We start from the raw sequence: 12,301 nt of genomic DNA on the forward strand, positions 1-12,301 counted from the left end.
GACAGCCGCACGCGCTCGACGGGAAGCGGCGCGATCTCCGCCAGCATGCGGGCGCGTGCGTCGTCGACGCTGAGCAGCTTCATGCCCGCCAGTCGCCCGACTTGCCGCCCGACTTGGAGACCAGCTTCACGGCCTCGATGACCATGGTCTTCTCGGCGGCCTTCAGCATGTCGTAGAGCGTCAGGCAGGCGACCGAGACGGCGGTCAGGGCCTCCATCTCGACGCCCGTCCGCCCCGTGGTCTTCACCCTGGCCGTCACGGCGAGCCCGTCCTCCGCCGGCTCGATGCGCACCTCCGCCTGGCTGATCGGCAGCGGATGGCACATGGGGATCAGCTCGGAGGTCTTCTTCGCCGCCATGACGCCGGCGATCTCGGCGACCGCGCGCACGTCGCCCTTGCGACCGGCGCCGGATATGGCGAGCCGCAGCGTCTCGGGCGCCATGCGGACGAAGCCCTCGGCGACCGCCTCGCGGACCGTCTCGGCCTTGCCGGAGACATCCACCATCCGGGCGCGGCCGGTCTCGTCGAGGTGGGAGAGCTTGCTCACGTTTCCATCAGCCGCGGCATCAGCTCGACCATGTTGCAGGGGCCGTGGCGGCTGTCGAGCTGGGCGGAGATCACCTTGTCCCAGCCGTCCTTCACCGCGCCGTTGGAGCCTGGCAGGCAGAACACGAACACCCCGCGCACCAGGCCGGCCAGCGCCCGCGACTGCAGCGTCGAGAGCCCCACGGACTGGTAGCTGACCAGGTGGAAGATCACCGAGAAGCCGTCGATCTCCTTGTCGAACAATGGCCGGATCGCCTCGGGCGTCACGTCGCGGCCGGTGATCCCGGTGCCGCCGGTGGTGACGATGGCCTCGACCTCGCCGGCGTCGATCCAGGCGTTCACCTGGCGGCGGATGGCCTCGATGTCGTCCGCCACGATCGCCTTGCCGACCAGTTCGTGGCCGGCCCCGGTCACCCGCTCGGCCAGGACGTGGCCCGAGGTGTCGCTCTCCTCGTCGCGGGTGTCGGAGATGGTCAGGACCGCGATCTTCACGGGCTTGATCGGCAGCTTCTCGTTGATCCGGCCGCCGGCCTTGAGCACGGGCGCGTCCATCAGCTCTTCTCCTTCTCCCATCGCGAGAGGTCGGCGTGGTCCTGCTCGCGGGGCTCGATCCAGCGGGCGCCGCCCGGACCATGCTCCTTCTTCCAGAACGGCGCGCGCGACTTCAAGTAGTCCATCAGGAAGTCGCAGGCCTCGAAGGCCTCGCGCCGGTGCTTGGCCGCGGTCGCCACGAAGACGATCGCCTCGCCGGACGCGATCCGGCCGACGCGGTGCAGGATGAGCAGGTCGTCGAGCCCGAACCGGGCCCGCGCGCCTTCGGCGATCCTGCCGATCTCCGCCTCGGTGAAGCCCGGATAGGCCTCGAGCTCGAGGGTGTTCGCCTCGCCGCCTTCCGCCCGGGCGATGCCGGTGAAGGTCGCGACCGCGCCGGTTTCCGAGCGGCCCCGGCAGAACCGGCTCAGAAGCTCGCCCGCATCGAACGGCGTCTCGGTGAGCGAGACGGTCATCCGCCGCTCATCGGGGGCAGGAAGGCGACCTCGGCGCGCGGCCCGATCGCCGCGTCGCCGTTGACGATCGCCTGGTCGATGGCGACCTTCACGCCAGGGCCGCAGAGCGCCTCCCCCAGGCGCTCGTCTTCTTCGGCGAGCCGGGCCTTCAGCGCGCTCACGCAGCGCGCGTCGTCGATGTCGCGCTCGCGCCAGCCGGCGAGGTCGCGCAAGGGGCCGAACAGCAGCACACGGGCCATCTCAGCCCCCGGTGGTCGACATGTGCCGCGCGACCGCCGGCCGGGCCGCGCGCTCGATGCGGAAGTCGTGGCCCTTGGGTTTGCCGTCGACCGCCAGCCGGATCGCCTCGATCAGGTCCTGGTCCGAGCCGCCCGCCCGCAGCACCGCGCGAAGATCGGCGGCGTCTTCCTGGCCCAGGCAGGTGTGCAAGGTGCCGGTGCAGGTCAGCCGCACCCGGTTGCAGGCTTCGCAGAAATTGTGGCTGAGCGGCGTGATGAAGCCCAGCCGGCCGCCGGTCTCGGCGACCTCGACATAGCGCGCCGGCCCGCCAGTGGAGAGCGGGATGTCGGTGAGGGTCCAGAAGCTCTCCAGCTCGCGCCGGAGCGCCCCCAGCGACAGATACTGGTCCGTGCGGTCGGCCTCGATCTCGCCCAAAGGCATGGTCTCGATCAGCGTCACCTCGCAGCCGCGTGCGTGCGCCCAGCGGATCAGCTCGGGCAGCTCCGCGGCGTTGTCGTCCTTCAGCGCGACGGCGTTGAGCTTCACCTTCAGGCCCGCGGCCTGCGCCGCCCCGATGCCGGTCAGCACCTTGGCCAGGTCGCCGCCGCGGGTCAGGGTGCGGAACAGCTCGGGCTTGAGGGTGTCGAGCGACACGTTCACGCGCCTGACGCCCAGCTCGGCCAGCGGGGCTGCGAACTCCGCCAGCCGCGTCCCGTTCGTGGTCAAGGTCAGCTCGTCCAGCGCGCCGGTCGCGAGATGCCGCGACAGCGCCCCGAACAGGCCCATCACGCCCTTGCGCACCAGCGGCTCGCCACCGGTGATGCGCAGCTTCCTCACCCCCAGTCCCACAAAGGCCGAGGCGATGCGGTCGAGCTCCTCCAGGGTCAGCACTTCCGCCTTCGGCAGGAAGCTCATGTGCTCGGCCATGCAGTAGACGCAACGCAGGTCGCAGCGGTCGGTCACCGAGACCCGCAGGTAGGTCACGGTGCGGCCGAAGCCGTCGATCAGCGGCGGCCGGTCTTGCGCGGAGGGTCCGTCGTAGGGCGTCATGCAGCTGCAAACATAGAGAGGATCGGCGCTTGGCGACAGAGGCCGGCTTGGAAGCCATCGTGCTGGCGGCCGGATCGGGGGCCCGTTTCGGCGGTGGCAAGCTGACGGCCCCCTATGGCGGCGGGGTGCTGCTGGACGGCGCGCTGGCCGCGGCCTTCGCCGCCCCGGCGCGCTCCGTGACCGTGGTCACGGGCGCGGAGGCCGCGCGCGTGGCCGCCGCCGCCCGCGCCTTCGATCCGCGCGTCAAGATCGTCCACGCGGCCGACCACACGGAGGGAATGGGCGCCTCGCTCCGAACGGGGATCGCCAGCCTCCCCGAAGACGCGGCCGGCGCCTTCGTCTTCCTGGGCGACATGCCGCGCGTACCGCATTCGGTGCTTGCAGCTCTCGCCGACGCGCTTGCTGCGGGCGCGGACGCCGCCGCCCCGGTGTTCCAAAGCCGCCGCGGCAATCCCGTCCTGCTCGGCCGCGCGCTCTTCCCTGATCTGCTGGCCCTCACCGGCGACGCCGGCGCCCGCGCGGTGCTGCAGCGCCTCGGCGACCGCCTGGCGCTCGTGGAGGCCCCCGACGACGGGGTTCTGTTCGACGTGGACGAGCGGGGCGATCTCGACTCGTGATCCTTCTCCCGCAAGGGGAGAAGGCCTCACCCCTTCACGAACGGCAGGCTGGTCGTGGGCGGCTGGCCCAGGGCGAGCAGCGCGTTGGCGACCGCCGGCGCGATCACCGGGGTCCCCGGCTCGCCCACCCCGCTCGGCGGATTGGTCGAGGGGACGATATAGGTCTCGACCGTCGGCGCCTCGGAGTTCCGCAGCACGCGGTAGCCGTCGAAGTTGCCCTCCTGCACGGCGCCGTCCTTGAGCGTCATCTTGCCGAAGAGCGCCGCCGAGAGGCCGAGGCAGGTCCCGCCCTCCATCTGGGCGGCGATCTGGTCGCGGGCGATCGGGGTTCCGCAGTCGATGGCGGTGACCACGCGGCCCACCCTGGGGACGCCGTTCTCCAGCTTCACCTCGGCGATCTGCGCCACCACCGAGCCGAAGCTCTCGTGCACGGCGGCCCCGCGGGTCCAGCCGGCGGGCGCGGGCGTTCCCCAGCCGGCCTTCTCGGCGGCGAGGTTCAGCGCGGCCAGGTGCCGGTTCGCGCCGGCCTTGACGTAGAGGGCGCGGCGGTAGTCCACCGGGTCCTTGCCGGCCTTGCGGGCCAGCTGGTCGATGGTGTGCTCCATCACGAATGCCGTGTGGGTGGCGCCCACCGAGCGCCACCAGAGCACCGGCACGCCGACCTCCGGGCTCAGCACCTGGGCGTCCACCACCGGCGTCGCCTTCAGGTAGGGCGAGCCCATGGCCCCCTCCACCGAGGTCGAATCCAGCTTGGGCGTGCCCATCGGCGAGCCCTTCATGATCGACTGGGTGACGACCCGCTGGCGCCAGCTCGCCGGGAAGCCGTCCTTGTCGGTGGTGATCCGCAAGGCGTGGTGCACCATCGGCCGGTAGTAGCCCGCGCGCATGTCGTCCTCGCGGGTCCAGACCAGCTTCACCGGGCGGCCATGGCCGACGGTCTTGGCGATGTGCACCGCCTCGGCGGCGTAATCGGACTGGAAGTTGGTGCGCCGTCCGAACGAGCCGCCGGCGAACAGCGTCTGCACCTCGATGTTGCCGGGCAGGTTGCCGACGATCTTGGCCGCGTTCAGTTGGTCGAGGGTCGGCGACTGCGAGGCCGAGATGATCCTGCAGCTGGCGCCGTCGACGATGGCCACGCAGTTCATCGGCTCCATGGTCGCGTGGGCGAGGTACGGGAAGTCATAGCTGGTTTCCAGAGCCGCCTGGCCGCCCGGCGCCGGCGCTGCGCCGCGCGCCTCGAACGCCGCCCACTTCAGGTCGCCCGCGGGAGCCTTCCCCGCGGCGAGGTCGCGGTACCATTGGGCGAGCTGGTCGGTGCTGCGGCTCTCGGCCTTGGAGACGTCCCAGTTGACCTTCAGGGCGTCGCGGCCCTGGCGGGCGGCCCAGGTGTTCTCCGCCACGACCGCCACGCCCGAGGGGATCTGGAACACCTCGACCACGCCCGGGACCTGGCGGGCCGCCTTGTCGTCGAAGGAGACGAGCTTCGCTCCGAACTTCGGCGCGTGCGCCACCATGGCCGTCAGCATGTTCGGCAGGTGGATGTCCTGGGTGTAGGTCGCCGTCCCGGTGCTCTTGGCGACCGCGTCCTTGCGGCGGACGCGATCGGTGCCGATCAGGGTGAAGCTCTTCGGATCCTTCAGCGTCGGAGTCTTGGGCGGGGCGACCTTGGCCGCGTCCGCCACCAGCTCGCCGAACCCGGCCTGCTTGCCGCTCTTGGCGTGGGCGACCACGCCGTTCTGCACGGTGATCTCGGCGGCGGGCGCGTTCCACTTGCTCGCCGCCGCCTGCACGAACATCGCCCGCGCCGCCGCGCCCGCGGTGCGAAGCTGCAGCCAGGAGTTCGGGATGGCCGATGAGCCGCCCGTGCCCTGCACTCCCATCGCGGAATTGGCGTAGACCTTGGCGTTGGCGGGGGCGTGCTCGGTCTTCACCTTGGCCCAGTCGGCGTCGAGCTCCTCGCTGGCCAGCGCCGCCAGTCCGGCATGGTTCCCCTGGCCCACCTCGATATGCTTGCAGACCACCGTCACCCAGCCGCTCGGGTCCACCTTGATGAACGGGCCGAAGGCGCCGAAGTCGCTCTTCGCGCCGAGGCTGAGGATGTCGGCCATCACGTTGGCGGGCGAGCAGCCCACCACCAGGGCCCCGCCCACCAGGGTCGCGCCCACGGTGAGCGCCTCGCGCCGGGTGGCGCCGCGGACGGTCATGCGCTCGAGCATCTTGGTCATGGCTCGCCCTCCTCAGATCTTCGCCGCCGACGCGGGCGCGGAAGGCGCCTGCAGCGGCGGCGGACTGGACGCGACCTGCGGCAGGCCGGCGGCGTCCTTGATGGCGGCGCGAATGCGCTGGTAGCTCCCGCAGCGGCAGATGTTGCCGTCCATCGCGGAGGAGATGTCGTCGTCGGTCGGCTTGGGCTTCTGGGCCAGCAGCGCGACCGCGCCCATGATCTGGCCCGACTGGCAGTAGCCGCACTGCGGCACGTCGTGCCGGATCCAGGCCTGCTGCACCGGATGATCCCCGCCGAGGCCCTCGATGGTTGTGATCTTGGCGGTCCCCAGCGCCGAGATCGGCGTCGAGCAGGAGCGGATCGGCTGGCCATCGGCCAGAACGGTGCAGGCGCCGCACTGGCCCACGCCGCAGCCGTACTTCGAGCCGGTCATCGAGAGTTCGTCACGCAGCACCCACAGCAGCGGCGTCTCAGGCGCCGCCTTGACCTGCACCGCCTTGCCGTTGATCTGAAGCGTCGCCGCCATCTGGCCCTCCCCGAGTCCGCGGCATGCTAACGCTGTTCGGATTCCGCGCAACGGCGGCGAAGTTGCGGGAGATGGCCGCAAGCCGCTAGGTTCTGCGGTCCTGGACGCAAGCCCAATGGAGAGATCATGATCCGCTTCGCCCTCGCCGCCGCAGCGCTTGTGCTCGTCGCCGGCCCGGCGTTGGCGCAACAGGACGGCGGCCAGCTGTTTTCCATGCAGTGCCGCGCCTGCCACCAGGACGCCAGCACCCCGCTCGCCCCTTCGCTCGCCGGGGTCGCCGGCGCCAAGATCGCCGCGCGGCCTGACTTCACCTACTCGCCGGCGCTGAAGGCCATGGGCGACCAGACCTGGACCGACGCCAACCTGGACACGTTCCTGAAAAGCCCGATGGCGTTTGCGCCGGGGACCAAGATGCCGGTCTCCGTGCCCGCCGACGACGCGCGCGCGGCGATCATCGCCTACCTGCATACCCTGAAGTAGCGGCCACGGCCGATGGACGCCTTCCCCGCCTTTTTCCCGCTCGCCGGCCGCACGGTCGTGGTGGCGGGGACAGGGCCTGCGGCGGAGGCCAAGCTGAGGCTGCTCGCGGGCTCGCCCGCCCGCATCGTGCGGCTGGAGGGGGAGGCGGCGCTCGATCCCGCATCCTACGCCGGCGCCGCCCTCGCCTTCATCGGCTCCGACGACGACGCCTTCGCCGAGCAGGCCGCGGCCGCGGCGCGCGCGGCGCATGTGCCGCTCAATGTCGCCGATCGGCCGGCGCTCTGCGACTTCACCACGCCCGCGGTGATCGACCGCGGCGAGGTGGTGGCGGCCATCGGCACGGGGGGCGCCTCGCCGATGCTGGCGACCCTGTTGCGGCATGACATCGAAGCCAGGGTGCCGGAGGGCGCCGGCCGTGTCGCGGCGCTGCTGCGCAGCCTGCAGGCGGAGGTTCGCGAAGCCCTGCCCGAGCCGCATGCTCGCCGCGCCTTCCTGCGGGCGGCGCTCTCCAGCCCGGCCGCCGAGGCCGCCGCCGGCGGCGACATGGAGACCGCCAGGGCGCGGCTGCGCGAGGCGCTGGCCTCGGGCGCGCCGCCGCCGGGGCGGATCGAGTTCCTGCGCGGCGTGGGCCCGGCCGAGCGGCTGACGCTGGCCGCCGCCCGCGCGCTCGCCGCCGCCGACGTGCTGGTGCTGGACGATGGGCTGGATGCCGACGTCGTGGCGCTCGCCCGCCGCGAGGCCGAGCGATGCGCGGCGAGCGAGGCGGCGCCCGAACGTCTGGCGGAGCTGGCGCGGCAGGGCTTGCGGGTGATCCGCCTGGCCGCGGCGGACCCCGATCCGGCCGAGATCCGCGCCCTGAGCGAGCTCGGGGCCGAGGTCCGCGTGCTCCCCGTCGCGCCTTAGCGGTCCAGCGGCCGCTCCTTGGTCTCCGGCAGGAGGATCAGGCAGGTCACCACCGACAGCGCGGTGAACGCGAACGGGTACCAGAGGCCGGAGTAGATGTTGCCGACCGCCGCCACGATGGCGAAGGCGGTGAACGGCACGAAGCCGCCGATCCACCCCGTCCCGATGTTGTAGGGCAGGCTCATGGCCGTGTAGCGGATCCGGGTCGGGAACAGCTCCACGAGGCAGGCGGCGATCGGGCCGTAGAGGGCGGTGGCGGCGATCACGAACACCAGCAGGACGCCGAACGCGCCCCACAGGTTCATCCGCGCCGGATCCGCCTTGGCGGGATAGCCCGCGTGGGCGAGCGCGCCCTTCACCTTGGTCTCGACGCTCGCCCTGACGGACTTGGCGACGTCTTTCGGCAGGCCGCGCGCATCGGCCGACGGGATGGTGATCAGGCCGATCCGGACCATGGCCGCAGCGCCCTTCGGCGCCGCCACGTTGCGGTAGGAGACCCCTGCGTTGGCCAGCGCGCCCTTGGCGATGTCGCAGGACGAGGTGAAGCTCGCCTTGCCGATCGGGTCGAATTGCAGCGAGCAGTCGGCAGGGTCGGCGATCACCGTCACCGGCGTGCGCGCCTCGGCTTCCGCCAGCGCCGGGTTCAGCGTCCGGGCGAGCCCATGGAAGCCCGGGAAATAGGCCACGAGCATCAGCGTCATGCCGAACAGCATCACGGGCTTGCGGCCGATCTTGTCGGAGAGCCAGCCGAACCAGACGTAGCCGACGGCGCTGACCGCCGTCGCCGCCATCATCAGGAAGTTGATGGTCGCAGGCTCCACCTTCAGGAACTTCTCCATGAAGGTCTGGCTGTAGAAGAACGCCGCGTACCAGACCGCGCCCTGGGCGCTCATGATGGCGACCAGCGCCAGCAGCACCACCTTGAGGTTCGGCCACTGCCCGAAGGCTTCGGCGTAGGGCGCCTTGGAGCCCTCGCCGCGCGCCTTCATCCGCGCGAAGGCAGGGCTCTCGGAAAGCTTCAGGCGCATGTAGATCGAGATCGCCAGCAGGCCCGCCGAGACCAGGAACGGTATCCGCCAGCCCCAGGCGTCGAACGCGGCGGGCCCGAACTGCCGGCCGATGATCAATCGGCTGAACAGGATCACCAGCAGCGCCGCGAAGAGGCCGAAGGCGGCCGAGGTCTGCACCCAGCCGGTGGAGCGGCCGCGGGCGTCGACGCGTGCGTGCTCGGCCACATAGATCGCCGCGCCGCCGTATTCGCCGCCGAGCGCGAAGCCCTGGACGATCCGCATCAGCACCAGCAGGGCCGGCGAGAGGATGCCGACGGCCGCGTAGGACGGCAGCACGCCGATGAGGAAAGTCGCCCCGCCCATCAGGGTGACGGTCACCAGGAACGCGCCCTTGCGGCCCAGCCGGTCGCCGATGCGCCCGAACACCAGGGCTCCGATCGGCCGGAACAGGAAGCCCGCGCCGAACAGCGCAAGGGCTGCGATGTAGCCGGCGGCCTCCGGAAGGCCCGAGAAGAAGGTCCGGGCGATCACCTGGGCCAGGCTGCCGAAGACGAAGAAGTCGTACCACTCGAAGGCGGTGCCGGCGGCCGAGGCCGCCACCACGGTGCGCAAGGATGTGGTCCTGGCGGGCGTCAGGCCCGCGGCGGCCAACTCGGCCATCTTGCATCTCTCCCCGAACTTTCGGGAAGGTCTAGCACCCGGGATCAAGCCCTTGGAAGGGCGGGGGTTCGTCGCGTTCAGGCGACCGCGGCCTCATCGCGGTCCGCCGGCGGTTCGGCGCGGCCGAGGCGGGCGATCTCGGCGATCAGCGTCGCGGGCGAGATCGGCTTGCCGACCACCCCGTCCATGCCGGCGTCGAGATAGCGCTCCTTCTGGTGCGACAGCACATTGGCGGTGAGCGCCACGATCGGCGCCACCGAGGCTGGCCCGCCGAGCGCGCGGATGCGTCGCGCGGCCTCCAGGCCGTCGATGCCCGGCATCTGCACGTCCATCAGAATCAGGTCGAAGCCGCCGCGGCTTGCGGCCTCCACGCCGAGATAGCCGTCGGCCGCCGTATCGACCGAAGCGCCGAGGCTCTCCAGCAACTTGGTGGCGATCATCCGGTTGGTGGCGTTGTCCTCGACGACCAGGATGCGAAGCCCCTCGAGCACGCGCTCGAGCGCTTCGGGCTTCGGGGTGGCGGCCGCGGCGGGCTCGGCGGCGATCTCCAGCCAGAAGGTGGACCCTCGCCCTTCCGCAGAAGAAAAGCCCACGTCGCCGGACATCAGCTCGGCCAGGCGCTTGGTGATGGCGAGTCCCAGGCCGGAGCCGCCGAACCGCCGCGTCGTCGAGGCGTCGCCCTGGTCGAAGCGCTGGAAGATGCGCGGCTGGGCCGCGGTCGGGATGCCGACGCCGGTGTCCTCCACCTCGAAGCGCAGGACGCCGGGCGAGGGGGTGAGGCAGCGCACCTTGACGTGGCCCCGCTCGGTGAACTTCACCGCATTTCCGACCAGGTTGAACAGCGCCTGGCGCACGCGCACCGGATCGACGCGCACCCAGCCGATCTCCCGATCGACCTCGGCGTCGAGCGCCAGGCCCTTGGCCTCGGCCTGCGGCTTGAGGAGGCGCACCACCCCGCCCACCAGGCCGGCGACATCTGCCGGTTCCATCGCGAGCTCGAGCCGGCCAGCCTCGATCTTGGAGAAGTCGATGACGTCGTTGAGCAACTCGGCCAGCATCTGGCCGCAGGAGAGCGCCTCCTCGAGCATCCGCCGCCCGTCGTCCGTCAGGGTCTCCGCCTTGAGGAGATGCAACACGCCCATCACCCCGTTCATCGGGGTGCGGATCTCGTGGCTCATGTTGGCCAGGAAGGCCGCCTTGGCCTCTGCCGCCGCCTGGGCGGCCTGCTGCGCCTCGATCAGCGCCAGCTCCTGGCGCTTGCGCTCGTCGATGTCCTGCATCAGGCCGATCGCCCTGACCCAGCGCCCTTCGCGGTTGATCTCGCGGTCATGGCTGACACGCACCCAGCGGGTCTCGCCATCCGGCCGGATGATCCGCGCCTCGAAGACGTCCGCCGAGTCCTTGCGGCGCATTTCCCGCAGCGAGTTGCGCACGTACTCCAGGTCGTCGGGATGGAAGCCCGGGAAACGCAGCTCCGTGGCCTCTTCGTAGGTCGCGCCCGCCAGGCCGGTCACCCGCTCGAACTCGGGCGAGACCCAGAAGGTCTTCCGGACATGGTCGATCTCGTAGACGCCGGCCTCGGCGGCCTTCAGCGCGAGGTTCAGGCGCGTCGCCAGGTCGTGGGCCTCGCGGCGGGCCTTGCGCATCTGCTGCTCGCCGCGGCGGGCCGCGTCGCGCGCGGCGGCGAGCTCGGTGATGTCCTCCGATATGCCATGCATGATGAAGAGGCCATTGGCCGCGGGTTCGGTGCGGATGGTGACCCGCACCGTCTTCCAGCCGCCGTGGGCGCGGACCCTGTGCTCGATCTGGGCGGGCGCGCCGGTTCGCACGCACCGTTGGAACACCGCCTGCGAGCGCCGCCGGTCGCGCCCATGGATCAGGTCGCCGTGGTCCTTGCGGCTGGCCACCTTCGCCGCATCGATGCCCAGCATGGCCGCGAGCTCGTCCGACCAGGAGATGCGGTCGCGGACCGGATCGTAGCTCCAGATGCCCACGCCGGCGGAGGCGCCCAGCATCTTGCGGGTGCGGCGCGCGTCGTCCAGTTCCTGCACCCGGGCGCGCTCGGCCGAGGCGTCGCGCAGGCACAGGATGTGATAGCCGTCGGCGGTCATCTGCCGTCGGGCCGCGACCCACAGATAGCCGCCGCGCTTCAGCTTCAGGCGGGCTTGCGATTCCGCCACCTTGCCCACTTCGCTCGCATCCAGCCGCGCGCGGATGCCCGGCAGGTCGTCGGGATGCCAGAGATCGAACGTGCGCCGTCCGACGACCTCGTCCTCGCGCCAGCCGGCGATCCGCTCCCACGCCGGATTGACCAGCGCGACGCGCCGGTCGGGTCCGACGAGGAGCATCAGGTCGCCGCTGTTCTCGAACAGCAGCCGGATCAGGTCGGGCCTGTTCCGTTGTTGCGATGGCGCCTTGCGGACCATGGGTCCCCCAGTTCCCGGCCGCGACCCTTAACGCCGCGCAGGTAAACACAAGGTTGGGGCGAAGCTCCGCGGCTGCCCGCCATGGGCGAATTCTAGAAGGCGTTCTCGCCGGTGATGGCGCGGCCCAGGATCAGCGCATGGACGTCGTGGGCGCCCTCGTAGGTGTTCACCGTCTCCAGGTTCGCCGCATGGCGCATCACGTGATACTCGCCGGAGATGCCGTTGCCGCCGTGGATGTCGCGCGCCTCGCGGGCGATGGCCAGCGCCTTGCCGCAATTGTTCCGCTTCATCATGGAGATGGCTTCGGGGACCCAGGCGCCCTCGTCGATCAGCCGGCCGAGCGCCAGCGCGCCCTCGAAGCCCAGCGCGATCTCGGTGGACATGTCGGCCAGCTTCTTCTGCACCAGCTGGCGCGAGCCCAGGGTGCGCCCGAACAGGCTGCGGCTGGAGACGTAGTCGCGGCTGGCGTGCAGGCAGAACTCGGCGGCGCCCATGGCGCCCCAGGCGATCCCGTAGCGCGCCTTGTTCAGGCATGAGAACGGCCCGCGCAGCCCCTCGACGTTGGGCAGGATGGCGTCGTCGGAGACGACTACGTCCGTGAGCGAGATCTCGCCCGTCACCGAGGCGCGCAGG

13 protein-coding genes are annotated in these 12,301 nt (G+C 71.2%); 3 read left to right on the forward strand and 10 right to left on the reverse strand.

Features of this window, described 5'->3' with window-relative positions; genetic code table 11:
• Positions 1-79: 79 nt before the first annotated feature.
• From moaC to moaA, 5 genes are read right to left on the reverse strand one after another with little or no spacing between them, the layout of a single operon-like run.
• Positions 80-547, reverse strand: coding sequence for a cyclic pyranopterin monophosphate synthase MoaC (gene moaC / locus VLI41_RS12075; RefSeq protein ID WP_325268328.1), 468 nt, complete (start codon positions 545-547; stop codon positions 80-82).
• Positions 544-1,098, reverse strand: coding sequence for a molybdenum cofactor biosynthesis protein B (gene moaB / locus VLI41_RS12080; RefSeq protein ID WP_325268329.1), 555 nt, complete (start codon positions 1,096-1,098; stop codon positions 544-546). The genes moaC and moaB overlap by 4 nt, the downstream gene beginning before the upstream one ends.
• Positions 1,098-1,553 carry a molybdenum cofactor biosynthesis protein MoaE gene (locus tag VLI41_RS12085; RefSeq protein WP_325268330.1) on the reverse strand — a complete coding sequence of 152 codons (456 nt, stop codon included), beginning with the start codon at positions 1,551-1,553 and terminating at the stop codon, positions 1,098-1,100. The genes moaB and VLI41_RS12085 overlap by 1 nt, the downstream gene beginning before the upstream one ends.
• Positions 1,550-1,792, reverse strand: coding sequence for a MoaD/ThiS family protein (locus VLI41_RS12090; RefSeq protein WP_325268331.1), 243 nt, complete (start codon positions 1,790-1,792; stop codon positions 1,550-1,552). Before VLI41_RS12090 ends, VLI41_RS12085 begins: the two co-directional genes overlap by 4 nt.
• 1 nt (position 1,793) lies before the next feature.
• Positions 1,794-2,822 carry a GTP 3',8-cyclase MoaA gene (gene moaA / locus VLI41_RS12095; protein WP_325268332.1) on the reverse strand — a complete coding sequence of 343 codons (1,029 nt, stop codon included), beginning with the start codon at positions 2,820-2,822 and terminating at the stop codon, positions 1,794-1,796.
• A 29-nt stretch (positions 2,823-2,851) separates the two neighbouring features.
• Between moaA and VLI41_RS12100 the strand changes: the two genes are divergently transcribed.
• Positions 2,852-3,439, forward strand: a complete 588-nt coding sequence (locus VLI41_RS12100) for a nucleotidyltransferase family protein (RefSeq protein WP_325268333.1) — start codon at positions 2,852-2,854, stop codon at positions 3,437-3,439.
• Between the two features lie 26 nt (positions 3,440-3,465).
• Here VLI41_RS12100 and VLI41_RS12105 read toward each other — a convergent pair whose 3' ends face one another.
• Both VLI41_RS12105 and VLI41_RS12110 read right to left on the reverse strand, forming a co-directional pair.
• Positions 3,466-5,664 carry a xanthine dehydrogenase family protein molybdopterin-binding subunit gene (locus VLI41_RS12105; RefSeq protein ID WP_325268334.1) on the reverse strand — a complete coding sequence of 733 codons (2,199 nt, stop codon included), beginning with the start codon at positions 5,662-5,664 and terminating at the stop codon, positions 3,466-3,468.
• 12 nt (positions 5,665-5,676) lie between these two features.
• A complete protein-coding gene (locus VLI41_RS12110; RefSeq protein ID WP_325268335.1) occupies positions 5,677-6,189 on the reverse strand; it encodes a (2Fe-2S)-binding protein in 513 nt (170 codons plus the stop codon).
• Between the two features lie 126 nt (positions 6,190-6,315).
• Between VLI41_RS12110 and VLI41_RS12115 the strand changes: the two genes are divergently transcribed.
• Entirely contained in the window at positions 6,316-6,669 is a 354-nt protein-coding gene (locus tag VLI41_RS12115; RefSeq protein WP_325268336.1) for a c-type cytochrome, read from the forward strand.
• Positions 6,670-6,681: 12 nt separating this feature from the next.
• Positions 6,682-7,572: an NAD(P)-dependent oxidoreductase gene (locus VLI41_RS12120; RefSeq protein WP_325268337.1), complete on the forward strand. Its 891-nt coding sequence runs from the start codon at positions 6,682-6,684 to the stop codon at positions 7,570-7,572.
• Here the strand turns inward: VLI41_RS12120 and VLI41_RS12125 are convergent.
• From VLI41_RS12125 to VLI41_RS12135, 3 genes are all read right to left on the reverse strand, one after another.
• Positions 7,569-9,242, reverse strand: coding sequence for an MFS transporter (locus VLI41_RS12125; RefSeq protein WP_325268338.1), 1,674 nt, complete (start codon positions 9,240-9,242; stop codon positions 7,569-7,571). The two genes, VLI41_RS12120 and VLI41_RS12125, sit on opposite strands and share 4 nt — an antisense overlap.
• A gap of 77 nt (positions 9,243-9,319) precedes the next feature.
• Entirely contained in the window at positions 9,320-11,668 is a 2,349-nt protein-coding gene (locus VLI41_RS12130; protein ID WP_325268339.1) for a PAS domain S-box protein, read from the reverse strand.
• A gap of 92 nt (positions 11,669-11,760) precedes the next feature.
• Positions 11,761-12,301, reverse strand: a 541-nt coding sequence (locus tag VLI41_RS12135; protein WP_325268340.1) for an acyl-CoA dehydrogenase family protein, incomplete at its 5' end; no start/stop codon positions are given.

Origin of the sequence: Phenylobacterium sp. (genome assembly GCF_035475775.1) — a bacterium.
Taxonomy (GTDB): Bacteria; Pseudomonadota; Alphaproteobacteria; order Caulobacterales; family Caulobacteraceae; genus Phenylobacterium.

Bases quoted from the DNA above. Each gene is read 5' to 3' on its own strand.
- VLI41_RS12125 (WP_325268338.1), bottom strand. From the start codon at position 9,242: ATGGCCGAGTTGGCCGCCGCGGGCCTGACGCCCGCCAGGACCACATCC.
- moaA (WP_325268332.1), bottom strand. From the start codon at position 2,822: ATGACGCCCTACGACGGACCCTCCGCGCAAGACCGGCCGCCGCTGATC.
- VLI41_RS12120 (WP_325268337.1), top strand. From the start codon at position 6,682: ATGGACGCCTTCCCCGCCTTTTTCCCGCTCGCCGGCCGCACGGTCGTG.
- VLI41_RS12130 (WP_325268339.1), bottom strand. From the start codon at position 11,668: ATGGTCCGCAAGGCGCCATCGCAACAACGGAACAGGCCCGACCTGATC.
- VLI41_RS12090 (WP_325268331.1), bottom strand. From the start codon at position 1,792: ATGGCCCGTGTGCTGCTGTTCGGCCCCTTGCGCGACCTCGCCGGCTGG.
- VLI41_RS12115 (WP_325268336.1), top strand. From the start codon at position 6,316: ATGATCCGCTTCGCCCTCGCCGCCGCAGCGCTTGTGCTCGTCGCCGGC.
- VLI41_RS12085 (WP_325268330.1), bottom strand. From the start codon at position 1,553: ATGACCGTCTCGCTCACCGAGACGCCGTTCGATGCGGGCGAGCTTCTG.
- VLI41_RS12105 (WP_325268334.1), bottom strand. From the start codon at position 5,664: ATGACCAAGATGCTCGAGCGCATGACCGTCCGCGGCGCCACCCGGCGC.
- moaB (WP_325268329.1), bottom strand. From the start codon at position 1,098: ATGGACGCGCCCGTGCTCAAGGCCGGCGGCCGGATCAACGAGAAGCTG.
- VLI41_RS12110 (WP_325268335.1), bottom strand. From the start codon at position 6,189: ATGGCGGCGACGCTTCAGATCAACGGCAAGGCGGTGCAGGTCAAGGCG.